Genomic DNA, 22,811 nt, shown 5'->3' with positions numbered 1-22,811 from the left:
CGGCCAAGGCTCCCCCGGCATCCGCCGGCACGGGCCCGTGCAGACTTCCCGCCGCCAGACTCGTTCGGCTGACCCGGGAGGAGCGTGGGTTCCCTGGAGAAGCGCATGACGAAGAACGGCTCCAACGCCCGCAAGGCCCGCATCCGCGCCCAGGCCGACAAGGCCGGCACGACCTATCGTGAGGCCTCCCGCGCTGTTGACGATGACCGCGCCGCATGGATCGCAGCGTCACGCGCCATCCATCACAGCCCGGAGAATCTCCGCGACGCACGCGACATCTACCTGTTGAGTCTGTCCGAGGACGGAGCCGACCTCCCCGAGACGGTGAAGATCTGCCTCTACGCCCTCACGGATCGCCTCGGCACCGGCACGTTGATCGATCCCCGGGGCGTGAGCTGCACCGTAGAGGAGTTGGCAGCGGCCACCGGTCTGACGCTGTATGCGGCCGAGCACAACATTTACCTCGCGCGAGCCCATGGCTGGATCGCCAACGCTGGCAGCCAGGAGTACACCCTGACCGTGCCGGGCGAAGACGTCGACATCTACGAGTCCCTGCTGCAGAAACTGAAGAATCAGGTCCGCGATGCAACCGTGTACCAGCAGGCAAGGGACCGACTCGACGCCGCGTCGCGTCGCTGAAAGACGCCCACCAGCTTGCTACTGGCGGCCCGCCTGGCGGGAGTCACGGTAAAGACTCAGTGATGGCCTCCCGCCCGGCGGGAAGTACCTCGGATCTCGCTTTTGCGCAGGTCAGCGCCGGGGTTCCATGTGGCGATGATCAGCATGTCGCCAGTCCGCCCGGGGAACGGGTGGCGCTACCTCTTCCGTGGAGTGATGGTCGGCGACGGCCACCGCCGGGCGGGCACACCGCTGCGCGCCGCCCAGGACGAAGCCGGTGTCCCACCCGGCGTCTGGAAGGGCCGGGGCCTGGCCGCGCTCGGTCTCAAGGACGGGGACGTGGTGACCGAGCGGCAGGCCGAACTCCTCCTGGGGGAGGGCCGGCACCCCGACGCCGACCGGATCGAGCGCGAGCTCCTGGCGCAGGGCAAGACCCCGGAGCAGGCCCGGCGGGCGACCGTGCTGGGCAGGCCCATCGAGCACAACCGCTCACCGAAGACCGACAAGGCCAAGGAGCGCACGCCCTGGCTGGCCTTCGACCTGGTGTTCCGGCCCCCGCCGACGGCACACATCGCGTGGGCCCTGATGGACGACGAGCACCGCCGGGTGCTGGAGCTGTGCAACGACATCGCTCAGGACAAGACGCTGGCGTGGTTGGAGGAGTCGGTCGCGGAGATCCGCTGGAAGGCCGGCGGCAAGGAGCGCGACCGGGTCAAGGACGGGCTGGTCGTCGCGGTGTTCCAGCACTACGAGTCCAGGGCCACGGAATCGAGGCCGCTGCTCCACGCTCACGCGGTGGTGTCGGTCCGCGCCCGGCGGCCGCACGACGGGAAGTGGGGCAACCTGTCGGCGGACTCGCTGATGACCCACATAGTCGCCGCTGACACTCTCTACATCCTGTACTTCATGGAGGAGGTGTCCGCCCGGCTCGGGTGGGCGTGGGAGCCGCGCGAGGTGACGCCCGGCCGCAGGCCCGTCATGGACATCGCGGGCATCGACCGGCGTCTCATCGGCTGGCAGTCGACCCGCCGTCAGCAGATCGAGGACGCCCTGTCCGTCCTCACGGACAAGTACGAGGAGCGGCAGGGGCACGCGCCGGGGGAGAAGGCCGGCTACGCGCTGGCCTGCCAGGCCGCCGACCAGACCCGCTCACCGAAGCGCACCGAGCTGCTGTCGCTGACCGAGCTCCGCAGGCGATGGCGGGAATCGGCGATCCGGGCGTTCGGCGCCTGCACCGTCTACCGGCTCGCAGAGCGGGCGCGGGCCGCAGCTACGGCGGTGTGGGTGCGGGTGCGGCCGGTGGTCGACATAGCGCTCGCGGCCGTCGACGTCGTCGCCGTGGTGTACGTGATGCGCGGCGCGTTCAAACGCCACCACCTGCTCGCCGAAGCCCGCCGCCACCTCTCCTACGTCCTGCGTGGCCGCCCCCACGAGCCGGGCCTGGACGAACAGATCGTGCAGACGGTCGTCGACGACTACACCCGCCCGGCGAGCCGGCGGATGATGACCGCCGACCTGCGCGCCCTGTACCCGCGTGACACCGAGGACCAGGCCGTGCTGCGCCCGCTGACCCGCAAGCGGACCGCCCCGCCGTACGAGCGAGCCCGCCTCGCCGCCGACGCCCTGGCCGCCCGGGTCCACGCGGTGCGCCGTGCGGAGCGCCTGCGCTCCCGTACCCGGCCGCGCACCGTCGCCGTGCCCACCGCCTCGAGGTCGCACCCGCGGCCGTTCCGCACCGGCCCGAAGAACGGCCGCCTCCTGGAGCCGGAGACCGGCGTCGACACAGTGGAACAGACGCGCCAGACCTTGGAAGCCGCCGCTGCGCAGGTGGCCGCCACGCTCCAGGACAGCCGGCGGGCACGCGAAGCCGCCCACGGCCCCCGCCCGCAGCCCACCCCGGCGACGACCCCGCCGCCGCACACCCAGCAACCCGGCACCCAGCACACGCCGGACCGAACCACAGGAGGAGTCGCATGAGCACCCCGGAAGAACGCCCCGACGACGCACTCGCTCGCGCCCGTGCCGCCCGCGAGCAGATGGCCGCCGCGCTCGACGAGGACCAGGAGCCCGAAGTCGACGAGCCCGTGGGGTGGCAGCCGATCTGGAAGCGCCCGCGGAAGCCGAAGTCGAAGGCGGCGAAGAAGGCGGAGCTGCGCAAGCAGCGCAAGCGACTCCAGGACGCCGCCAAGCGCCGCCTCGCCGCGGGAAACTCGCGCCGGCCTCGCGCCCGGCAGAGCCGGATCGGCAACGCTGCCGCGCGCCGCGATGCCCGCGCCCTGTCCCGGGTGCGGCACTCCAACGCCTGGCTGTGGTGACGATGCCGGGCACCGTCCACTGAGTGGAGTCCACCCGATGTCGCGCATCGCCACCGGATGCAGAACACCGAGTGGGCTCCACTCAGTGGGCTCCACCGGGTGGGCTCCACCGGGTGGGCTCCACCGAGTGGACTCCACCGAGTGGACTCCACTCCGGTGCGCCGGACGACGATGGACGCCACTGTGGTGCGCTCCGCGGTGGTGCGCCACCGCACCCGGTGCGCCGCACCACCCGACTATGCCCGGCACCCTCGCGCGCGTCGGTGCGCCGCACCCGATGCTCCGCACCGCACCGGTGCGCCCGCAGTCGGCCACCCTTGTCCGGGTGCGGCCGGACGCGCACGACCCCTTGTCCGGCTCCGCTACACCCCCTTGTCCAGCTCTGCTACCGCGACGTTTTCCCTTGACATCGCCGGTTTCGGCTCGCGATCAGGTCGCGGTCAAGGGGGTGTGTGATAGAGGAGCCCGCCCGGCCGTGGCGCGCCCCGGCGCGGTGCGGCGATGCCGGGGGACCGCACCGCGGCTCCCGGCGGTGTGGTGCCGTGGCGCGGTGGAGCGCACCACGGTGGTGCGGTGGTGCGCCGGGGATGCGCGCCGGACCGCACCACCGCCGTCCCGGAGGTGCGCTCTACGCGGTGGTGCGGTGCGCCGGGTGCGCCTCCATCGCCTGCCGCATCCCCGCGGCCTCCAGCTGGCGCAGGACGCCGGCGACGTCGCCGTCCTCGGTGAGGATGTTGTCGGTGAACAGGATGATGGTCCGGGCGACGCCCGGCGCGTTGGCCAGGCACACGCCGTGGCACAGGAGCTCCAGCAGCAGCCGTCCGAGCGCGGCGGCCAGGAAGGAGTGCGCGCACGGCTCTCCGTCGTGGTCGTCCGCGGCGGTGACCGGGATGAAGACGCGCGCGGCGACGTCCACGAGCAGCCGGTGCAGCTGCTCCGGGCCGGTGTCGTCGGCGATCGCACCGGCGGCGTCGATGTCGCCGACGAGACGGGCCCGGATGTAGGCGAAGGCGTCGGCGACGTCGTTCGGCTCCATCGGGGCGAGCGGCATGGTGATGGTCTCGGGCATAGGTTGCTCCTCATGTACGGGCCGTCTCGTTGCTCGGAGGGCCCCAGGACGTGATTGCTGGCGGGGAGATGAGCGCGGGCTCACCTGGTGCGCGCTACGGGGTGGTGGTGTCCACCGGGTAGGCCGCGGCCGATGCGGCCCGCGCGTCCAGGTGCAGCTGGCCCTTCGCGCACAACTCGTAGACGTCCAGCTCGTGGGCGATGTCGTAGTGCTCTTCGCAGAGGATCGCCGTGGCGAAGTCGATGACCGTCTGGGCGATGCCCGGGGCGGCGTCCGGTCCGGCCTGCTGCCAGCGGCGCAGGGCACGCAGGAAGACCTTGCCGAGCGCCTCCAGGGCGAAGGAGTCCCATGTCGGCGCGTCGTCGTCCGGGCCGGGCAGCGAGGTGCCCGCCTCGACGATCCCTTCGGCGATGCCGGTGAGGAAGGCCGGCATCCGCGGCTCGGCGACGAGGAGGTCGCCGGCGGTCCGGGCGTCACCGGCCTGGACCGCCCGGAGGTAGTCGAAGGCACTCGCCACTGCTTCCCTGGTCAGCGGTTCGGACAATGCATCAGCGGGGTTCTGCGGCATGACAACTCCTCATCGACGGGCCGCCACGCTGATCGCAGCGGCCTCGAGGACAGGCTCGATCTGCGGCCCTGTGGACAGAGGCCGCGCTCCTGGAGGCGGTGGGGAGTGACTCCGGTCACGGACAAACTCGGACTGCAAGGGGCGGTCAAGGAGGAATCGGGCGCAGGTTGTTGGTGGCCGTCAGACCGCGGTCAAGGGGTGGCTTCACACGGTGGCTCCGGCCCGTGCGCAGATCCGCGCGCGGGCCGGACGACTGCCGACCCGGCCTTGTGCGGCCGGAGAAACCCGAGGACGCGATGACCACCGCACCCGACCCGCACACTCCACCGGCCCTGGCGGACACCGCTGCGACGGCGGGCCCTACGACAAGCCCCGCGACAAGCCCCGCTCCCAGCCCCGCAGCTTCCAGCCGCCGACTGACGGTTGTCGCTGATCAGACCCCCGATTCGCCTGCTCCGGCCGGTTGCAACTCCTCTTCTCTAAGTACTGATGTACCTGGAGAAGCGTCCCGGGCGCGGAAGGCGGCGGCGGCGAAGGCCGGCGCGGACCTCCGCGGCGAGGTCCTGCTCACCCTCGCGCAGCTGCGCCTGGCCACACCCCGCCAGCTCAAGGCGCTGCTGCTGCCGCGTCAGCAGGGCACCGACCATGTCCGCCGCGCGCTGCGCAACCTGCTCGCCGAATCCCCGGCCCTGGTCGGCCGGACTCACCGCGCCCAGCAGAGCTACTGGTACTGCACCTCGGCGGGCTTCGCCGAAGCCGCCGCCTCCGGTGAGCTCGCGCCGACGACCGGCCGGACGACGGGCAAGCGCATCGCGGCCAGCAAGACGGGCCTTCGGGAGCACGGCCTCGCCCTGGTCGACACCGTCATCGCCTTCCACCAGGCGGAGATGGCCGACCACGCCGACTGGCGGGTGGAAGTTCCCCACCCCACCCCGGCCGGGAACCTTCTGCCCGACGCCGTGGCGCTTCTGGCCGACGGCTCCAGCGCGTTCGTGGAGATCGACCGCACCATGTCCTACGCCCGCCTGCTCGCCAAGCTGGAGCGCTACGACGCCTACCGCGGCGCCCCCGCGTCCGGGCGCGGAAACGCCGCCCGCGCCCCGCGCAGCCACTGGCAGGAGACCTACGCCGGGCCGTCGCTGGAGCGGCCCTTCCCACCGCTGCTGTTCGTCTTCGCCCCCGCCCCGCGCCGGGCGGCCCCAGACACGAGGGAGGCCACCTTCCACGACCGTGCCCGGCCGAACTGGCGGATCACCGTGGCAACGACGACCCTGCATCAGCTCACTCACGACGGGGCCGACCGGCCCGTGTGGCGGGTCGTCGGCCACGGTGAGGACCGGCGGGCGCTGACCGCACTGCCCAAGCCGCGGTGAGCACAGCGGGCCCGGCCGCCACCCAGGCCGGGCCCGCCGCTGCCGGCCGCGCTGTCGGTGGCGGCTGGGAGGCTGGTCGGATGAACGCCGATGACGAGCAGCTGCTGCGTGGCCGGGTGTACGGCCACGACCACGACGGCCCCAACCCGGGCCCGCTGCCGCACCAGACGTACGCCGTCCTGGTCGGCGGGCCGTTGGACGGACTGCTGCTCGACATCACCGGCTGGCGGCCGGAGGAGATCGAGGACGGCGTCGCCCTGATGACCGAGCTGGGGCGGTGGCCCGGCGGCCGCGCGCTGTACGACCCGCGCCCCGACGAACCGCGCCCGCCGGGCGGGCCGGGTGTGGTGTGCCGCTTCCACTACTCCGGCGATACACCCTGACCCCCGCTGCCTACGGCCTGCCCTCGGTCAGCTGGGCGGCGGTGTTCTCGATCCACAGCAGCGTCCACTCGACTCCGGCTTGCCACCCGGGCTCCGCGCTGGCGTAGCGGCCTTCGGCGTCGGCGCGGATGTTCGCGGCGAGGGCGCGCAAGTCCTTCTGCAGACCTTGCCGCTTGGCCGCGTCCATGGCCTGGATCATTTCGTCAGTGATGTCACCGGGTCGAAGTCCGCTCATCGCCCCACCTTGAACGATCACCCCCGCCGGTGGCCATACATCGAGGTCACCAAGGTCGGAGCCGGACGGCGAAGCTCTGGTCAGCCGGTGATCTCCCGTGGCAGGCTCGTGGCTTTCCAGGCGAGGGGAGCATGGCGATGGAGGGTTTCGCAGAGGCGGAAGGCGAAGTGTGTCCGGACTGCAAGGCGGGGCCGGCCCCGGAGAACGCCTGCGTGGGGGTGGGGATGCCGATCCAGATGTGGCATACGCCGGACTGCCCGCAGTGGACCATCATGCAGATCGGCTGGGAGGCAGGCTCACGGCGCGTCAAGGAACAGGACGCGTGGGCCAAGGACGTCTTCCCGGCCGCGTGTGAACGCTTGAAGCAGGCCGCCGCCGCGATGCCCCCGGGCATGCCCGCCCAGCCGTTCGTCGACGCGCTGACCGAACTGGTCCAGGCGCAGGCCGACACCACCGGCTTCGTGGTCCTGCACCGATGGGTTGAGATCCTGGAGCGGCACTTCCCGCCCCACCTGCCCAGCCCCGACAACGTGGCCGATTAGCCCGGCCCTCACCACAAGGCAGACTGCACGCCCGTGATCCGTCCCGAGATGGGCTGGGGCGTTGGCCGGTCGACGGCCGGTGGAGCGGGCTGTCGCTCGTTGACCAGACGCTGGGCCAGCGCAGCTCCCAGACGGTGCCCACCCTTGATGTAGGCGCGCGCACGCTGGCGGGTGTCGTCGGGCCACGACATCAGCGGCATCAGGTGCTCGACCACGATGCTGGCGGCCGTGAACGGGTCTGCCAGGTACGGCACGGTCACGTCGCGATCCCGGGTCGGTGCCAGCGGTTCCTCACGTACCCGCACCACGATCCAGTCGGGCCGGTGGTGTTCCACGTCCTCCGCCTTGAGCCGATCGCGTTCCTCAGCGTCGCGATGCCAGTACGAGCCGTCGAACTCCACCACCACGGCCTGGTCATGGCCCGTGGGGAAGAGCATGTCGAGCCGGTAGCGGCCATGCGGCGTCTGCAGCGGGTACTGCTGCTCTCCGCCCGTGAGGACGAGCTGGAGTTCGGCGAACAGTTCCGTCTCCTGCCGGGAGACGCTTGTCCGCTTCCGGCAGCGCGGGCAGCCCTGCCTGCCCATGAACACGTGCGCCACCTGCGCGGACCAAGGCTTGTGTCCGGCGGGGCACAGCCACCAGATCGGCACGTTGGCCCCGGCGGTCACCTCCGCCGGGGTGAGGGCCCCGTTCAGGGACGGATGCCACAGCGCCGCGAGCTCGGGGCTCTCGCTCGACAGCGCCTCGTAGCGCACCCGGCCTGAGCAGGTGGGACAGGCGGCCACGCCGCGGACGCGGTGGAACACTTTGGCCCGGAAGTCGCCGGCGCACACGGTGCACTTCCACCAGACCAGGCGGTGCGAGCCGGCGGTGACGGCTTCGGCCGTCAGTCCGTCGTTGCGCGCGGGGTGCCACTGCGCCACCAGGTCCGGCCGCGCCTCGGTCAGAGAGGGAGCACGCTTACGCCTGGCGCAGGCCGGGCAGCCCGACCCGCTGACGGTCCGGTGGCTCACCTTCGCCTCCCAGTGGTGGCCCTGGGAACAGTGCCATCCCAGCCGTACGCGGGAGTTGACCAGAAGTTCCGCCACGTCGGCCGGTGCGGTGTCGGGGTCCACTTGGGCGAACAGCTCGGGCAAGTCGGCCAGACGCCTGGTCGGTGCGTCGCGGCCGGCCCTCGCGCAGGCCGGACAGCCGGTGCCGCGGCTGCGGTTGGATATTCGCGCTTGGTAGTCGTGCCCGACCGGACAGCGCCACCAGACCTTGCGCTGCGAGCCTGGCCCGAACCGGTCCGGCGGGGCGTCGTTGCGCGGGTGCCACTCTGCTACCAAGAAGGGCGAGTGCTCGCTGAGCGTTGTCCGGCCGCGGGGCACATACCCGGCGCACCGCGGGCAGCCGCTCCCGGCGACACGGGAATGGACCTGGGCCTGCCAGACGTGCCCGTCGTCGCACCGCCAGAAGACAGCCCTGTGAGAGCCGGGGCCGATCTGCGCCAGGTCCAGATCGGCATTCAGCTCCGGGTGCCACTGGGCGGCGATGCCCGGATGCTCGTTGACCAGGAAACGGGTACGACGTGTCATGAGCACGCACCGTAGGACGCGCCACTGACATGCCCGTGCCTAGGTCGCCGGGCTGGAGCGCATCACCGCAACTCCCCGCCCGTTGTCAGTGGGCGAGCGGAGAATCATCGGATGGCCCATGAACCGACGGAGGCCGGCGAGTCCGAGATCCTCGCCGTTTCCTTACGCACGTACCTGTCCGAGACCGGCTTCTCCCTCACCGGCCTGACCGGCAAGGAGACGACCCAGTCCATCACCCGGGCGGTGGTGCAGTGGGTGGGAGCGTCCGGATGGAGATGCAGGACAGAGGCGCAGATGCGCTACATCGACCCGCCCCGCCTGACGAACGGCGGCTGCATCGCCTACTGGTCGCCGTCCTGGACTGCCTACCTCGACCTGCGCGTGATCCGCAAAGACGGCCCGCCGGTCGCCGTGGAGATCGACCGCGCGGACGAGAGCACCGCCGTGGACAAGCTCCGAGACGAAGCACTCCGCGGGCGCCCCGCGCTGTGGATCCGCTGGCACGGAGCGCTGCGTGCCGAGCTCCCGGCCGGTGTGGCCCGTCTCCATCTGCCCACGCGGTCCAGCAGAGCGCCCTTGCGGTACTCGCTGGCCCCGGTGACCGGCACCGCGGCGATCACCCTCGGTCCAGTCGTCACCCCCGAGGCCCGAGCGGACGCTCTGCGGCGAGACCAGCAGCGGATCACGGACGAGAAACGCGCTGCTGCCCGCCCCCAGGAACCGGGCCCCACCCGCTGCTACCGGTAGAGCGGACACACCACGGGCCCCGGAGGAAGCCATGACGTCCCGGGGCCCGGCTCTGACTCAGGCTGCTCAACACCAGTGCGCTCGCCTGGAATCGGTCAGGGCAGGAAGTTCTGCTGCCACTGGAGTGAGTCCATGCTCAGCGCGGCGTCCGCGAGGGCTTTCGCGGACGGGGTCTTGAGCGAGGCGAGGCTGGTGTCGATCCAGTTCTGGGTGAGGCTGTAGCCCTGCTCCCGGTACTCCACCGCCTGGACCAGACATTCGAGCTTGTCGGCGTCGCGGGCGACGATCGCCTCCGGCGTTTCGGCGGCCTCGTACTCGTCGACCGCGCTCTGCACGCCGGTGCGCACGGCCGGGTGGGCGTTGGCAACCTGGTCGGCGGTCACCTCACCGTTCGGGGCGGCCCTGATGTACTTCCGGCCGATGTGCGCGATGTCCCCGATCCGCGTCTCCTGGGAGTCGTGGAACAGGCACATCAACGCGACCCGGGCCGGATCGACGCCCTCCATCATGGCGAGGACGGAACCGATCACCCCGACACGGAAAGAGTGCTCCGCCACGGATTCGGGAGCCTTGTTGCCGGTGAACCACCAGCCGGTCCGGGCCACGCGCTTGAGCACACCCATCTCGGAGATGAAGCTCGCGGTACCCCTGGTGGTGTCGTCGGTCATGCGGTCCTCCGGTGTCAGCGGTTGTGATCGAAAACGTAGTGGACGTGGGTGAGCTCGCGCCGGGATCTCGCCGTTAGCGCTGTCCCGTCAAGGAGTTGGCCGGCCTGCTCGCGCAGCAGGTCAGAGAGCGGCCCGGCGGCCTGCGGCAGCCACGGGAACGCGGTCAGCAGCGCCCACAGTGAGTGCGCGTACAGGTCGACGTAGCCGGGCGCGAGGTGCAGCCCGTGGGCCAGGCCCCGCAGTAGGGTCACCGGATCCCAGCCCGTCAGGTCCCGGTTGCGCATGAACGCGTCGTTGGGCTGCGGTAGCGTCAGCGCGCCCAGCCACAGCGCCCAGTAGTTGAGGTTCGCGGCCTCCGCGGTGTCGTCGTCGGCCAGGGCGCGGTCGATGAAGTCCAGCAGCGGCTGCGGATCTCCGAGCCGGGCGAGCGCGGTCGCGGTGGAGCGGGCTTCCGCCCAGTGCGGCGACCAGCCCCGTCGGGCCAGCACGTCACGGCGCCGGTGAAGGGTGTGCGCGGTCCACGCGGCCGCGTCCGGCCCCCGGTCGTACGAGGCGAGGTAGAGCGCCTGGCGGTGCAGCAGCACCCCGCCCTCGCCCTGGAGTGCCGCCGCCTCGGTCGTGCCACGCAGACGGTCGAAGAACACCGTCCGGTCCGCAGCCGCCAGCTGCGGCGCGACGGCGACCGGACCGCGCCGGGGCCGGGGTAAGCGTCCGGCGAGCGCCGGCGGGACGGTGCCGTTCAGCGCCCAGGCCAGCATGTGCGCGGTGTCCCGGGTATGGACCCACCCGGCCAGCGGGTGCGGCCCGCCGACCTCGCCGTCCAGTCCGGCCGCGATGATCCGGTCCGCGTCCATCGCCGCGTCCAGCCACGGCACCAGCGCCACGTCCGCACCGAGCGCCGGCAGACGGCGGCGCAGCTCCAGCAGCGCCCCGGCCCGCATGTTCGCCAGCGGGCGCCGTCCCGACTCCCATCCCTGGAGCGTGTCCACGTCCACGCCCAGAACCTCCGCCAGGGCGGCCTGCGTGCACGGGACCGACTCGCGGATCAGACGCAGCACGAAGCCGGTCACCACACCTGATGTCGTTCGCCTGGGCCTGCCCATACCGGCCTGCTCCCCGATTGCCCTGCGCACCCAAACCCGTACTCACGGTCAGTCCTACCGCATCGGGTCCGCCCGTACGGTCGGGATGCGGTCGACGTCCGACGAACGAGACCGTGCCGCCCGCGACCCACGACCCGGCGAGGCACCGATGAGCAGCACACACGTGGTCGTCCACGACCCCGAAGGACGCCTCGAAGCGGAACTGGAACTCCCCCTGGACCGGGAGCTCCACAAGGGTCTGGTCAAAGCCGTGCTCGGATGGACCGGCGACCCCGGCCTGCCACCTGACGACCTGAAGCAGATCACCCTCCTGCTCACCGGCTCCGCCCGCGCCGTCGCCGCCGACGTCCGCCGCGCCGCCGACCTGCTGCCCCACGACCACGCCGCTCGCGCCCTCGCCGACGTCGTCCTCGAGGAAGCCGACCGACGCCTGTCCGTCCCAGCGGAAGGCACCGCGCGCTGCACCCAGCGCCACGCCCGCCTCGTACGCGCCCTGTACGAGCGCCTGGACCGCCTCGTCAGCGCCGCCCCCGAGCCAGCCAAGGTCCCCTGAGACCGCCGCGCACCCGGGCGCGACCCCAACGACCCCGGGTGCGCGGCACACCAGCACCACACCCCGGACCATCCGGACGGGGCGAGCACCACTTGACACCGAGAGGGGCACCACCATGAGCACCGCAACGACCGAGCTGCGCCGGTTCCTGACCATCACCGGCCAGCGCTTCAAGAACGGCCAGAGCGCACCCGAGATGTTCTCCCCGGCCGTGGACAAGGAGTGGCACGAGCAGCTCGGCACCCCCGCCTACGCGGCCCTGTGCCATGAGACCGCCGGCCAGCCCATCCGGCACGTCGCGAACAACGGCCACGGCCCGATCGCCTGGGTCACCGCCTACGAAGAGGCGTACGGACCGCTGCCGGAGATCTGGTTCACCGACGCCCACGGCAACATCGACCAGGCCGCCATCGCCCGCTACCAGGAGAGCGGCATCGTGGTCGCCGAGTGGGACTGCGGCCCCGCCGGCGGCGACGGCGACATCGTGCCCGACCAGCCGGAGACCGCCCGCCGGTGACCACCAGCCGTACCAGCGCAGCGTCCCGGCTCACCGCCGGGGCGCTGCGCCTCGTTGAGGCCAGCACCACCCGGCCGAACTCCGTGGACATCAGCGACTACGCACGCCGGATGACCGCCCACTGCCCCTACCTGGCCCCCTCCCTCCAGCAGGGCCTGACGACCTGGACGGTCTACCGCGTCGACGGCGACGCCGAAGCCGTCCAGGCGGAGCTCTTCCACGCGGGCGCTCAAGCCGCGGAGTGGCTGCGGCCCTTGCTGAACCGGCCCCACGGCCTTCTGCGGTGCGAGAACATCGTCCTGGTGGGCCACGTGTCTGGCACTGGGCACCGTGACCTGCTGGCCTGGCCGCACTGGGTGCTGAAGAACCTCTACGGACCGGTCGGGGTGATGTTCGGCAAGTTCTACGCGGGAGAAGAGGAAGTCACCGGGGCCGGCCACCGGATCCCGGCCGCCCCCGCCTCGTTCCTCCCCGTGAGGGCCGCCGTCCGTCGCCGCGACCCACGCTTCCTGCACGCGACCCCCGACCTGGCCGCAGCCCTCGCCGCGGCCGACGACGACGGCCGCGACGTGTTCGAGCACCTCCCCACCGAGTGGAAGGACATCCGCACATGGGCCAGGAACCTCCTCCCCCCGCCGAAGCCGTCGCCCTCCTCACCGGCCACACCGGCGAACCCACCACGGTCCAGCTCCTGAGCGACCGGCGCGGCTCCCGGGCCTGGAAGGTGCAGGGCCCCAAGGGAGCGGTCGCGGTGAAGACCAACACCCCCGACGCCGACAACGCCCGCGAGAAGGCCGCAGAGATGGCCCAGGAGGACGACCACCTTCTTCGCCTCACGGCAGCCGGAGCCATCAGCCCCGACTACCGGGTGAGCGCCGGGGCGTGGGAGGGCGGCCGGTGGCTGGCCGTCAACTGGATCGATGGCGCGCCCCTGTGGCGGGCCTTCGCCCTCACCCGCGGGCCCGAAGGAGACCGCGCCGCGGTCCGACCCTGGCTCACGGGCATCGCCCGCAGCTGGTCGGATCGCCTCGCCCGGATGCACACGGCAGGCTGGGCTCACGCCGACGTCCAGCCCACCAACACCCTCGTCACGAACGACGGCCAGGCGGCGGTCATCGACTACGCCCTCGCCTGCGGCCCCGGCGACGGCCGCCCCGTTCCGTACCGGGGCGCCCTCACCCACACCACCGCTCCCGAGATTGCCACCGCGATCCTCTCCACCCCCGCCGACACCCACATCCAGGCACATCCCGCCGCCGACATCTGGAGCCTGGGCGCCTCCCTGTTCTGGTGCTGGACCGGCCACCGCCCCGTCCCCTACGACGACGCCACCGACCGACTGGAGAAGCTGACCGCCATCGCCAAGGGCACCACCACCGCACTGCGCGACGTCCGGCCGTGGCCATTCCCCGAGTTCGAGGACGCCATCACCGCGTGTCTGGCCCCCGATCCCGTAGACCGGCCCACCGCGAAGGAGCTGACCACCGCATGGTGACCCTGCGCGCCCTGGTCCCCGACGACGCCCCCGCCCTCACCCGTGTCTACAGCGGCGCCTCCATCCGGCACACCACCGGCAAGCCCCTCACCCTCGACCAGGCCCACGAGAAGATCCGCACGGCCCTCGCCCGAGCCGCCGAAACCCCGCGTGCGCAGTGGAGCTGGGCCATCCTCAACGGGGACGACTTGATCGGCTTGATCTCCCTGCGGCGGCGAACCCTGGCCATGGGCACCGTCAGCTACATCCTCCGCGAAGACACCTGGGGCCACGGCTACGCCACCCAGGCCGCCCACCAGGTCGTGGCCGCCGCCTTCACCACCGCCGGCCTCAACCGGCTGGAGGCCATGCACCACCCCGACAACCCCGCCTCCGGCCGCGTCCTGATCAAGGCTGGGTTCACCCACACCGGGACGTCCGACCGGCAGGCCGACGGCGGAACCACCGTGCCGTACCAGGTGTACGCCCTGCAGAACTCATGACGACTGCCTCTGCCAGCCCACAGAGACAACGTGGCATCCCCGGGCACGCACCGATGCGCGGAAGAGATCGACATGGTTTCGGCCACTGCGTGCGATTACCCGACGGGGCCCGGACAGCTGTGGGTACGGTCGATCGGTTTGACGGCTGGCGGTGTCCGCCGGCGGGGGAAGTGTCCGGTCGGCGTGTCGTCGCATTGCGGGTGGGGGTGGTTCGGTGAGCAGCACCGAGCAGCAGATCGAAGAGCAGTTGGCGCAGCTTCAGCAGAAGGTCGGCGCTCGCCGTGCCGAGGTTCTGAAGCATGACGTCGATGACGAGCAGTTCGCGGTGGAGTACGCCCGACTGGTGAACGTCACCAGCAGGCTGGTGGAGTTCGAGAAGACGATCCCCGAGCGGCTGGCCGAACCCGAGCGCAGACGCAGTGAGCGCATCGTGACGTGGTCCTGGCGCGGCCAGGCGGCCATCGGGGCCGTGCTGATCGCGCTCGTCTTCATCCTCGACCACTCGACCTGGTGGCTGGTCCTGCTGGGCCCGCACTTCATGGGCACGGTGGCCGGCTGCTTTCAGAAGGTCGATGCCGAACAGCACCGTGACCGCCGCTTCGGAGCCGTCGCACTGCACGTGGTCGCGCTCCTGATGGCCCTCATCAGCCTGAGCGTGATCAGCCGGTGGTTCATCATCGCCGCCGCCATCGGCTGGGTGCTTGTCGCCGGGTCCTCGATGGACAGCACGGGCGCCGACCCGAAGGAGGCGCGCCGGTGAGCGACGACCACAGCTATCAGGTCCGCCGTCTGGAAAGCCGGACCGGCGGAGTGGAGCACGAGCTGCACTCGCTGCGTACGAAGCTGGGGGAGGTCGAAGACCTCGACTACGAGCTGAACGACATCCGCGGAGATGTCCGTCGCATCGAGGACGACCTCAGCACCGTCCGCACCGAGCTCACCGAGCTGGACGACGACGTACGCGGCGACATCCAGGACACCGAGCAGGCCCTCAAGCGACTGACCGGCCGCGTCCAGGCCCTCGAAGCGCACCTGCTCGCCGCGGGCGGCGCCCCGCTCGCCGACCTCGACACCATCGACCCGGAGTGGCAGAAGCTGGCCAGGACCGCCAACCATGGCTGGAACGTACGCTCCGGCCTGCTCCCCGGACACCAGCGCGAGGCCCACCGCCTCAACATCCGCCACTACGAAGGGGCAGTCGAAGAGCGCGACGAGCACCGAGACAAAGTCGTGGAGGCCGCCGGCGTCCTGGCCAGTCAGCCGCGCACGTCCCGCGAGTTCAAGCAGGCCGTCATGGACTTCGGCATGTCCCGCACCCTCGCCGAGAGCCACGGTCAGCGGGCTCAGAAGCTGGCCAACACTGCCCAGGCCGCGCGGGCCGCACTGGCCCAGGACGACTCTCTGCGGCAGGCGAAGGCGTCGCTGATCGAGCAGGGCGACAAGGCGGAGCGGAAGCTGAACTGGCTGCTGCGCGGCCGCCTGGCCGACGCGATCCGTGACCGCGCCCTGCTGCCCATGTGGTTCGTGACCGTGCTCGGTCCCGTCCCGCCGGCGCACAAGACGCAAGAGTGGATGGACCATGCCACCCAGTTCCTGGCCTACCGGGTCACCTACGGGATCACGGACCAGGCCGTCGCGCTCGGTGCGGCACCCGATGAGTACGTGCCGCGCCGCACCGAGTGGCACCGCGAACTCACCAAGGACCTACGCCGCTGGTAGCCCTGCCGGGCGGCATGGCACGCCCTGACGCCCGGCAGGGTGATTCGCTCCTTGGGGGCGGGGGAGCGTGAACGCCACACGGTGCCGTCTGCCCGCTGATGTACTGGCCTTTGAACCAGAACAAGCAGGCGGAGGGGCGGGCGGCGGTGGCACAGGACGCGAAGCAGGCGAAGCACTGGGAGGACTTCGACTGGGTGGTCTGGAAGCTGGAGGTCCAAGACCCGCAGCAACTCGCCGGTGAGGACCCGGACCTGGACGAGCAAACCAAGGAAGCGATGACCCAGCTTGCCGCTTCCCTCGGCTGCGTCTACGAGCTGTGCGTCGACTGCGACTCCGACGACAGCGGAACGCCCTACTACGCGTGGTGGGTCCGCCTGCTCGCAGCCGAGCACATCCGACGCGACAAGGACGGTGTGCCGCTGGTCCTCACTCCGATCCGCGAGTACCTGGACGGCCACGTGCCCTCCGGACTGGAGTGGGAGATCATCCCGGACCGTGAGCTGACGGTTGACAACGCCGCCAGCGAGGCTCTGCGCACCGCATACGCCGATGTGATCACCCCGTTCGAGCAGGCGCTGATGCCGCTGCGTACCGACGGTGCCGCCGACCTCGAACCGCGGGCCAAAGTCTGGAAGTGGGAGGAACATCTGCTGGCCGGCACGTTCGACCTGTGGCTGTGCGACGACCCGGACCGCCCCCACACCTGGCTGGTGGTCAGCGTCGGCCTGTGGACCGAGCCGCAGTTCCTCGACCAGGAGCCCGCCGCCCGTCTCGGTCACTTCGACTTCACCCCGCACCAGCCGCTGCTGTTCCTGCCACGCCCGCCGGGACCGGTGACCCTCACCGCCCGGGTGACCGGCGGCGCCTTCCCCCACAAGACCTCCTCGCGCACCAAGGCCGCCGACGCGATCGGCGTGACCCACCAGTGGACCGCGAACGACCCGGCCGTCCTGGCGGAACGTGTCCGCAGGGATCTCACTACGCTGCTGCCCCACCTGCCCACCCCGCGCTGAAGGAGACCCCCGGTGCCGTCGTACGCGAAGGACCCGCGCTGCATCGCCATGTCTGAGGCCCTCATCCCTCTGCTGCGCCGGGCCTGCCCGGACGGCGCCGGAGGATACGGCGGCTACTACCAGGTGAACCTGGACGATGAGGAGGCCGTGGGGCTGGGCGGGGTGGAACTGATTCGGGCCGCGATGCGCAAAGCGGCCAAGCAACTCGGCTGGAAGGTGACCACCCTCGGGTGGATCGGTACCCGCAACGGCACCATGGTTGCCGTCCAGGACACTCGCGAGGTGCCCGACGAGCACCGGGCCGTGGTCGATGCGGCGATGAACGACAAGCTGCGCGCGGCGCTCCACAAGGTCTGGGGCGAACCGGGCCCGGCACCGGTGCAGCGTGGCTCGGTCCCGCTGATGACGCAGGAATTCCGCGCCGCCGTCGCCCCAAGCGCCATCTGACCCCGGACGACGCCGAAGGGGTACAAGTACCGGTATGGCGTCAGAGCGGATCCGGTGGCCGGCCGTGGTGGACCGGGCCCGGGAGATCGTGGAGAGCTACGAGGGCGGCGTCACGCTGCGCCAGGTCATGTACCGCCTGGTCTCCGAGGGCGCGCTGCCGCACACCGCGCCGATGTACCGACGGCTGTCCGCGCAGCTCGCCCGCGCCCGCCGCGAGGGCCGCTTCCCCGACCTGATCGACACCGTCCGGGAGATCCACGCCCCGCCTGTCTGGCCGGGCGTGGACGCGTTCGTACGGGAGATGCCCGGCTGGTTCGGTCTGGATCGCACGAGTGGCCAGTCGCATGCCCTGTACGTCGCTGCCGAAAAGGACACCCTCCGACAGCAGCTGACCGGCTGGCTCGCGTACGCGGGCATCCCGGTCCTGGTGGTCCGCGGCTTCGGCTCGCAGTCGTACGCCGACATCGTCCACGACCGCGTCACCGCCGACCCTCGCAGTGGGGTTCTACTCGTGGTTGGTGATTTCGACTGCTCGGGCGAGGACATCGAGCGGGACTGGGTAGCGCGCACGGGATGCTGGAGCCGAACGGAGCGGATCCTGCTGACCTACGAGCAGGTCCGCGCCTACGAGCTGCCCGCGACCGAGGGCAAGCGCGGCGACCCACGTTGGCCGGCCTTCGCCCGCCGCTACGGCTTTGACCCGGCACGCCCGGTGCAGTGGGAGGTGGAGGCGCTGGAGCCGGCTGAACTCCAGCGCCTGGTCCTCGATGCGGTCGGCCCGTATGTCGACCGCGACGTCCTCGCCCGGCAGGTCGCCCGCGAGGAAGCCCAGCGCCGCGCCCTGGAGGAGTTCGTCGGCCGGTGGGGCACGGCGCCGGAGGGGCCGTCCTAGCGTTGTACGGGGGCCTGCGCGGCCTGGGCGAAGTGCAGTACGACCGCCTTGGCCCCGGCGGCGAGTTCGTCCGACAGGTCGCTGCTGCGCGGGTGGGTGGGGTGGTTCTTCACCCAGATCATGGAGAACTTGATGATCTGGTCGATGTCGCTGGGGCGCAGCAGGATCGCGTCGCCGGTGTGGAGCGGTTCGGGCTGCCGGTGCTGCCACAGCCGGTAGAAGCGGCCCTCCACGTCGTTGAATCCGAGGTGCCGGTCGCCGTGCGGGTTGATCAGGTGGGTAGTGAAGGGCAGATCGTTCGGGCCCGGCTGCCAGGGCTGCTCCTGCTGGCTCAACGCGTCCTCCGTCGACGGTGGGTGATCACTGCACGCCCGAGTCTGTCAGCGCCGCTTCCTGGGGCGCAGAGCTTCCACCGAGCCAACTGCAACACCCGGTCCCGCACTGAAACACCGCCTCTGAAACGCTGCCCCGCGTTTCACCCCTGACCTGGGGCGATGCCGCGCACATGGCCTCTCGCGTTCCGGTGTTGCACCCCGTGTTGCAGGGCTGGTGCCCGGCCCCGGCCCGGTCCGCGGCCCCCACGCAGCACGAGACCCCGGGCATCAGCCATGACATCCCGGGGTCTTGGTGCACTTCACTTGACCTTCAGGCCCAACGACCGGCCGCGGCCCCGTGTCACGCCCACTCCACGCCCAGCTTCCGCAGCGAGTCCAGCTGCTCCGCCGTGAGCTTGTTGCGCCTCGACTTGGTGTTCGAGACCCATACGCCCAGCTTCACGATCACCGGCTCCGTCTCGCCGTCGACCGCGATCGGCTCCCCGTGACTTCGCGGCACCGCCCGGCCCGCGCCTTCCCGCTCCACCCACTGCGCAAGGGCCGCCAAGCCCCGCTGGAACGCCTGCTGCGCCTTGCCCGGCCCCTTCGTCGCGGGCGTCGCTGCCGGGGCGGGAGACGGGGCCTCAGCCTTGATGCCCAGCGCGGTCAGCCGCTCGCGCTGCTCGGGCAGGAGCTGCGCCCAGGTGCCCACCTCCTGCTGCCGCCACCTCCAGGTGCCGATGTCGTCGCCGTCGTAGACGACGCCCGGCGCGATGTAGGGCAGGACGCCGTCGGCGTCGACCAGGTCCGCGAGCACCCGGTAGTGCCGCTGCCAGCTCAGCGGCCACGGGCAGTCCCAGTCCGCGTCGATCTCCGTCAGCTGCTGCGCGCGGGCGGCGGCCCGCTGCGGGTCCTTCCCGAGACCGCCCTTCCTCCGGAGGTTGGCCATGTGCTGGCCGATCGGCACCATCGCCTCGCCCTCACCCCACACCGCGTCCTGACGCGGCGCGAGGTGCCCGGTCGCCCGCCGGAACGAGCGGAGCGCGGCCAGCTTGGCCTCCCACGCCTCCTCACCCGGCTCCCAGAGCATCCCGGCTTCTGGGGCGTCCAGCAGCGTCTTGCGCCGGTCCTCCAGCTCCCCGGCCCGCAGCGCCTTGCGCTGCTGGTGCACCCACCGGCCAAGCGGAAACGACTTCGTCGCCCCGACCTCGACCTCGACGTCATAGGGCACGGCGTGCACGCCGGTGATCTCGTTCTCCGCACGCCACCGGATGAGGGCCTGGTAGCCCTCCAGCCACACCAGCGACTCCGGCCGGTACACCCGCGTACGGAGGAAGGCCGCGATGGTCGCCGCGTCGCGCGGGCTGGAGAAGTGCAGCAGCGCGGACTCGGCAGCGGCGTCGGTGTCGTCGTCGTGCTCCTGGTCCTCGCCGTCGCTCTCGCCGCCGGCCCCGATGATCCGACCGTCCTCGTCGCGCTGCACGTGGACCTTGCGCTTGCCGCTGGTGAGCGCGCGGGAGGCGAGCTGCTCCACCAGGCGCTCATCGTGGCTGCGCAGGCCCTGGAGGACCGCTACGAGCGGCTTGAAGCTGGCGCTGGCCACCATGTCCGTCGGGTCCTCGTTCGGCTCCAGGAACACCGGCACGATGATCCTGGCCACCTTCGTGCTGCCGTCGCGGTTGAGACGGAGCGCCCGGCCGATGTTCTGCACGATCTCCACCTGCGAGCCGCGGGTGTCCGCGAAGCAGACCGCCTCCACGCCCCGCTCGCCCGTGATGTCCACGCCCTCACCGAGCACGCGAACCGAGGCGAGGAACGCCCGGTGCACCCGGCGTCCGGCCGCGTCGATGCCGTTGGCGAACTGGCGCAGCGCCTCCCGGCGTTCGGCCACCAGGTGGTCACCGCACAGCCACGCCGACCACACCCGGTCCGGCGGGACGTGGCGGCCGGCCTCCAGCTCGTAGAACTCCGCGTCGATCGAAGACTTCGGCAGCTTGTCCGCGGCGGCCAGGTCGGCGTCGGACGCGTCGTTGACGTACAGCTCGGCTGCCGTCTCGGGGAGCTTGTCCGCGAACGCCTGCGCCTCCTCCACCTTCTGGTGGAACGTCATGACCGTACGCAGGTTGTACGCGGCGGCGTGCTCCAGGAGCGCGGTCTGCAACAGGGCCAGGCGCCGGCCCCGCCGGGCTTCCTCGGACTCCCCGATCACGGGGGAGGGGTCACGGATCTCCAGCACGTCGATCTCGAACCCGGCAAGGATCTCCCGCTCGATCGCCTCGCTCAGTCCGAGCTCCGCGAGCCACGCGCCGTACGTGCCGTCCGGGTCGTCGGCCATGGTCGCGATCTCCGCCTCCTGGCCGTCCGCACCCTTCTGCGGGCGGGCCGCGGCGAGGATGCGCGGGGTGGCGGTCAGGTACAGCCGGAAGTCCGCCGGAATGCGGGCGTTGTCGTGGATCGCGGCCCACGGACGGCCAAGATCACCAGCGGTGCCGTGGGCCTCATCCACGATCGCGAGGTGGAAGCCGTCCATGCGCTGGCCGTAGAGCCGCTCCCCGCCCGCCAGAGCGGCCTCCAGCGGCCCGCGAACCTTCCGCTGGCCCTCGGGTGCGTCGATGTCCTCGCGGTCCACGAGAGAGGCGTACGTGGCGAACACGACGACCGGCCCGTGCCCGGCCCACAGGGCCAGCTGGATCGGATTCGTGGTCGTGCGCACCCCGAGCGAGTTGAGGACCGCGTCGTTCTCCAGCGAGCACACCGCGACCATCGGGGCCCGGTGGCCCACCGCCCGCCACGCCTGGGCGGTCTGCGCGAGCAGGTCCAAGGTGGGCACGGTGACGAGGATCCGGCCGTCCGCGAAGCTCTCCAGCGCGCAAGCGGCGGCCGTGATCGTCTTGCCCGAACCGGTCGCTGACACGATCGTGCCCCGGGCACCCTGCGGGGGCACAGATGACCTTGCAGGGAATCCCACCCACCTACGAAACGCGGACCGCTGATCTACCTGGTGTTCCTTGAGCCGAATCGCTGACATTTCTTGCCTCCCCGAGCGCTGAATTCGTGTGGTGATTCAGAGGGCCGCGTGCGGAATACAGGCCGCGCCCAGGTCGTTCCAGATCGACGCATCCGCCTTGTGCCAGCCGCCGGGCTTTCCGTCCCTGAAGGGCGGCTTGTCGTCCGGGTCGTAGTGACCGGCATCGAGCGTGCAGACGATGACGTCCCCGTCGCTGTTCCTCGTGCGGGCGGTGCACAGACCGCCGGCCTCACCCAGCACCTCCAGGACCTGGCGGCGTGCCGTGGTGTGCGGGTAGGTGGCCGGCAGTACGGCTTCCCGGACGTACCTCTCCAGCCGCACCAGGTCGGCCCGCTCACGCTGCCTCACGTCCGCGATATGTACAGCCAGTTCAGCGGCCCCGGCCGACCGGCCGCCGCGCCGGGACCACTCCCGGTCCGCGATGCCCACCAGGGCCTCGCTCACAGCCGTCACGCCGTCATCCCAGCCGTCCCCGAACTCCGGGCCACGCGAGCGCGGCGCCATGCCCTCCCGCTCCACAACCTCGCTCTGCGCCCCGGCGACCGCTCCGGCCTCCAGCGCGGCCACCAGGTCGTCCGCCTCGCTCGCAGGCACGCCCTGCGCCTCCAGGAGTGCGAACAGCCGGAGCCGGGCATTGACGCCCGCCGTCTGATACTGGCCCACCCGGCGGATGGAATCGCTGCTCAGCGCGGGATCGGGTCCGGTAGATTCTTGGTGACCGGTCATCTGCGGTCGTTCCTCTCGGAATTCCGGGGAGTTTCCCGGGTGGTTGGGGGGTGTCCCGTGTTTCCGCCAACGGTACATGCTGCATCTACCGGATGCACGCGGTACACTGGAACCCACACGAACGAGCGACCCCCACCCTCACAGCCAGCCCGGCCCGCGCCAGCGGGCCCCAAGGGACTGGAGGCGCAGCCGGAAGGACCGTCAGGCGGGGGAGCGCAGCGGACCCGCCAGGAGCGCCCCGCGCTCCCCAACTCCCCTACTGGAGGCCCCACTAGCCGCACCTGGCACCCCGTCAGCCACGGCCGCGCGATGCGCGGCCAGCCGGGCGCGCAGCGGCCGGCCCCACTGCCTCCAGGAGCGCAGCGGAGGGAGGCGCCCACGCGCCGCGTGGACGAAGGGAGAGGAGGGGCCGCGCCCCGTTGACATC

Annotated in this window: 26 protein-coding genes; 17 read left to right on the top strand and 9 right to left on the bottom strand. The window is 71.4% G+C overall.

Annotation, left to right across the window (positions count from 1 at the left end; genetic code table 11):
• The first annotated feature begins 105 nt into the window (after positions 1–105).
• The 3 genes from ACFWR9_RS24665 to ACFWR9_RS24655 all read left to right on the top strand — a co-directional run bounded on the left by ACFWR9_RS24665 (position 106) and on the right by ACFWR9_RS24655 (position 2,933).
• Positions 106–639: a hypothetical protein gene (locus tag ACFWR9_RS24665; protein ID WP_383845773.1), complete on the top strand. Its 534-nt coding sequence runs from the start codon at positions 106–108 to the stop codon at positions 637–639.
• A 135-nt stretch (positions 640–774) separates the two neighbouring features.
• Positions 775–2,595 carry a MobF family relaxase gene (gene mobF / locus ACFWR9_RS24660; protein WP_383845771.1) on the top strand — a complete coding sequence of 607 codons (1,821 nt, stop codon included), beginning with the start codon at positions 775–777 and terminating at the stop codon, positions 2,593–2,595.
• Entirely contained in the window at positions 2,592–2,933 is a 342-nt protein-coding gene (locus ACFWR9_RS24655; RefSeq protein ID WP_383845769.1) for a hypothetical protein, read from the top strand. Before mobF ends, ACFWR9_RS24655 begins: the two co-directional genes overlap by 4 nt.
• Before the next feature lie 628 nt (positions 2,934–3,561).
• Here the strand turns inward: ACFWR9_RS24655 and ACFWR9_RS24650 are convergent.
• Entirely contained in the window at positions 3,562–4,002 is a 441-nt protein-coding gene (locus ACFWR9_RS24650; RefSeq protein WP_383845767.1) for a hypothetical protein, read from the bottom strand.
• Positions 4,003–4,096: 94 nt separating this feature from the next.
• On the bottom strand, positions 4,097–4,570 hold the full coding sequence (locus ACFWR9_RS24645; protein ID WP_383845765.1) for a hypothetical protein: 474 nt from the start codon (positions 4,568–4,570) through the stop codon (positions 4,097–4,099).
• Between the two features lie 296 nt (positions 4,571–4,866).
• Between ACFWR9_RS24645 and ACFWR9_RS24640 the strand changes: the two genes are divergently transcribed.
• Both ACFWR9_RS24640 and ACFWR9_RS24635 read left to right on the top strand, forming a co-directional pair.
• Positions 4,867–5,943 carry a replication-relaxation family protein gene (locus tag ACFWR9_RS24640; protein WP_383845763.1) on the top strand — a complete coding sequence of 359 codons (1,077 nt, stop codon included), beginning with the start codon at positions 4,867–4,869 and terminating at the stop codon, positions 5,941–5,943.
• A gap of 80 nt (positions 5,944–6,023) precedes the next feature.
• Positions 6,024–6,326, top strand: coding sequence for a hypothetical protein (locus tag ACFWR9_RS24635; protein ID WP_383845761.1), 303 nt, complete (start codon positions 6,024–6,026; stop codon positions 6,324–6,326).
• A gap of 10 nt (positions 6,327–6,336) precedes the next feature.
• Here the strand turns inward: ACFWR9_RS24635 and ACFWR9_RS24630 are convergent, their stop codons facing one another.
• Entirely contained in the window at positions 6,337–6,561 is a 225-nt protein-coding gene (locus tag ACFWR9_RS24630; protein ID WP_383845759.1) for a hypothetical protein, read from the bottom strand.
• Positions 6,562–6,698: 137 nt separating this feature from the next.
• Between ACFWR9_RS24630 and ACFWR9_RS24625 the strand changes: the two genes are divergently transcribed.
• The gene (locus ACFWR9_RS24625) at positions 6,699–7,103 is read left to right on the top strand and encodes a hypothetical protein (RefSeq protein WP_383845757.1); all 405 of its coding nucleotides are present in this window, start codon (positions 6,699–6,701) and stop codon (positions 7,101–7,103) included.
• Between the two features lie 8 nt (positions 7,104–7,111).
• On the opposite strand, the gene ACFWR9_RS24620 is transcribed toward ACFWR9_RS24625, so the two are convergent.
• Positions 7,112–8,680, bottom strand: coding sequence for a zinc-ribbon domain-containing protein (locus ACFWR9_RS24620; protein ID WP_383845755.1), 1,569 nt, complete (start codon positions 8,678–8,680; stop codon positions 7,112–7,114).
• Between the two features lie 111 nt (positions 8,681–8,791).
• Between ACFWR9_RS24620 and ACFWR9_RS24615 the strand changes: the two genes are divergently transcribed.
• Complete coding sequence (locus tag ACFWR9_RS24615; RefSeq protein WP_383845753.1) at positions 8,792–9,427, top strand: hypothetical protein; 636 nt, start codon at positions 8,792–8,794, stop codon at positions 9,425–9,427.
• 95 nt (positions 9,428–9,522) lie between these two features.
• Here ACFWR9_RS24615 and ACFWR9_RS24610 read toward each other — a convergent pair whose 3' ends face one another.
• Positions 9,523–10,095, bottom strand: coding sequence for an HD family hydrolase (locus tag ACFWR9_RS24610; RefSeq protein ID WP_383845751.1), 573 nt, complete (start codon positions 10,093–10,095; stop codon positions 9,523–9,525).
• 14 nt (positions 10,096–10,109) lie between these two features.
• Positions 10,110–11,198, bottom strand: a complete 1,089-nt coding sequence (locus ACFWR9_RS24605; protein WP_383845749.1) for a helix-turn-helix domain-containing protein — start codon at positions 11,196–11,198, stop codon at positions 10,110–10,112.
• Positions 11,199–11,346: 148 nt separating this feature from the next.
• On the opposite strand from ACFWR9_RS24605, the gene ACFWR9_RS24600 reads away from it, so the two are divergent.
• The 10 genes from ACFWR9_RS24600 (at position 11,347) to ACFWR9_RS24555 (ending at position 18,316) form a co-directional block, all read left to right on the top strand.
• Positions 11,347–11,751 (top strand): DUF6415 family natural product biosynthesis protein, encoded by a 405-nt coding sequence (locus ACFWR9_RS24600; RefSeq protein WP_383845748.1) that lies wholly within the window; start codon positions 11,347–11,349, stop codon positions 11,749–11,751.
• Positions 11,752–11,866: 115 nt separating this feature from the next.
• A complete protein-coding gene (locus ACFWR9_RS24595) occupies positions 11,867–12,268 on the top strand; it encodes a hypothetical protein (RefSeq protein ID WP_383845746.1) in 402 nt (133 codons plus the stop codon).
• A complete protein-coding gene (locus tag ACFWR9_RS24590; RefSeq protein WP_383845744.1) occupies positions 12,265–12,963 on the top strand; it encodes a DUF6875 domain-containing protein in 699 nt (232 codons plus the stop codon). Before ACFWR9_RS24595 ends, ACFWR9_RS24590 begins: the two co-directional genes overlap by 4 nt.
• On the top strand, positions 12,879–13,763 hold the full coding sequence (locus ACFWR9_RS24585) for a hypothetical protein (protein ID WP_383845742.1): 885 nt from the start codon (positions 12,879–12,881) through the stop codon (positions 13,761–13,763). The genes ACFWR9_RS24590 and ACFWR9_RS24585 overlap by 85 nt, the downstream gene beginning before the upstream one ends.
• Positions 13,757–14,245 (top strand): GNAT family N-acetyltransferase, encoded by a 489-nt coding sequence (locus tag ACFWR9_RS24580; protein ID WP_383845740.1) that lies wholly within the window; start codon positions 13,757–13,759, stop codon positions 14,243–14,245. Before ACFWR9_RS24585 ends, ACFWR9_RS24580 begins: the two co-directional genes overlap by 7 nt.
• A gap of 214 nt (positions 14,246–14,459) precedes the next feature.
• The gene (locus ACFWR9_RS24575; protein WP_383845738.1) at positions 14,460–15,005 is read left to right on the top strand and encodes a hypothetical protein; all 546 of its coding nucleotides are present in this window, start codon (positions 14,460–14,462) and stop codon (positions 15,003–15,005) included.
• Positions 15,002–15,964, top strand: coding sequence for a hypothetical protein (locus ACFWR9_RS24570; protein WP_383845736.1), 963 nt, complete (start codon positions 15,002–15,004; stop codon positions 15,962–15,964). The genes ACFWR9_RS24575 and ACFWR9_RS24570 overlap by 4 nt, the downstream gene beginning before the upstream one ends.
• A gap of 98 nt (positions 15,965–16,062) precedes the next feature.
• Positions 16,063–16,977 carry a hypothetical protein gene (locus ACFWR9_RS24565; RefSeq protein WP_383845734.1) on the top strand — a complete coding sequence of 305 codons (915 nt, stop codon included), beginning with the start codon at positions 16,063–16,065 and terminating at the stop codon, positions 16,975–16,977.
• A gap of 12 nt (positions 16,978–16,989) precedes the next feature.
• Positions 16,990–17,424: a hypothetical protein gene (locus tag ACFWR9_RS24560; RefSeq protein WP_383845732.1), complete on the top strand. Its 435-nt coding sequence runs from the start codon at positions 16,990–16,992 to the stop codon at positions 17,422–17,424.
• Positions 17,425–17,458: 34 nt separating this feature from the next.
• Positions 17,459–18,316 carry a hypothetical protein gene (locus ACFWR9_RS24555; RefSeq protein WP_383845730.1) on the top strand — a complete coding sequence of 286 codons (858 nt, stop codon included), beginning with the start codon at positions 17,459–17,461 and terminating at the stop codon, positions 18,314–18,316.
• On the opposite strand, the gene ACFWR9_RS24550 is transcribed toward ACFWR9_RS24555, so the two are convergent.
• The 3 genes from ACFWR9_RS24550 to ACFWR9_RS24540 all read right to left on the bottom strand — a co-directional run bounded on the left by ACFWR9_RS24550 (position 18,313) and on the right by ACFWR9_RS24540 (position 22,384).
• Positions 18,313–18,651 carry a hypothetical protein gene (locus tag ACFWR9_RS24550; RefSeq protein WP_383845729.1) on the bottom strand — a complete coding sequence of 113 codons (339 nt, stop codon included), beginning with the start codon at positions 18,649–18,651 and terminating at the stop codon, positions 18,313–18,315. The genes ACFWR9_RS24555 and ACFWR9_RS24550 overlap by 4 nt on opposite strands.
• Positions 18,652–18,991: 340 nt before the next feature.
• Positions 18,992–21,658 carry a Helicase associated domain protein gene (locus ACFWR9_RS24545; RefSeq protein ID WP_383845727.1) on the bottom strand — a complete coding sequence of 889 codons (2,667 nt, stop codon included), beginning with the start codon at positions 21,656–21,658 and terminating at the stop codon, positions 18,992–18,994.
• 36 nt (positions 21,659–21,694) lie between these two features.
• The gene (locus ACFWR9_RS24540) at positions 21,695–22,384 is read right to left on the bottom strand and encodes a hypothetical protein (protein ID WP_383845725.1); all 690 of its coding nucleotides are present in this window, start codon (positions 22,382–22,384) and stop codon (positions 21,695–21,697) included.
• Positions 22,385–22,811 lie beyond the last annotated feature (427 nt).

It is taken from the genome of Streptomyces sp. NPDC058534 (assembly GCF_042717365.1).
GTDB lineage: Bacteria > Actinomycetota > Actinomycetes > Streptomycetales > Streptomycetaceae > Streptomyces.
This window is presented reverse-complemented; position numbering and strand designations above follow the sequence as displayed.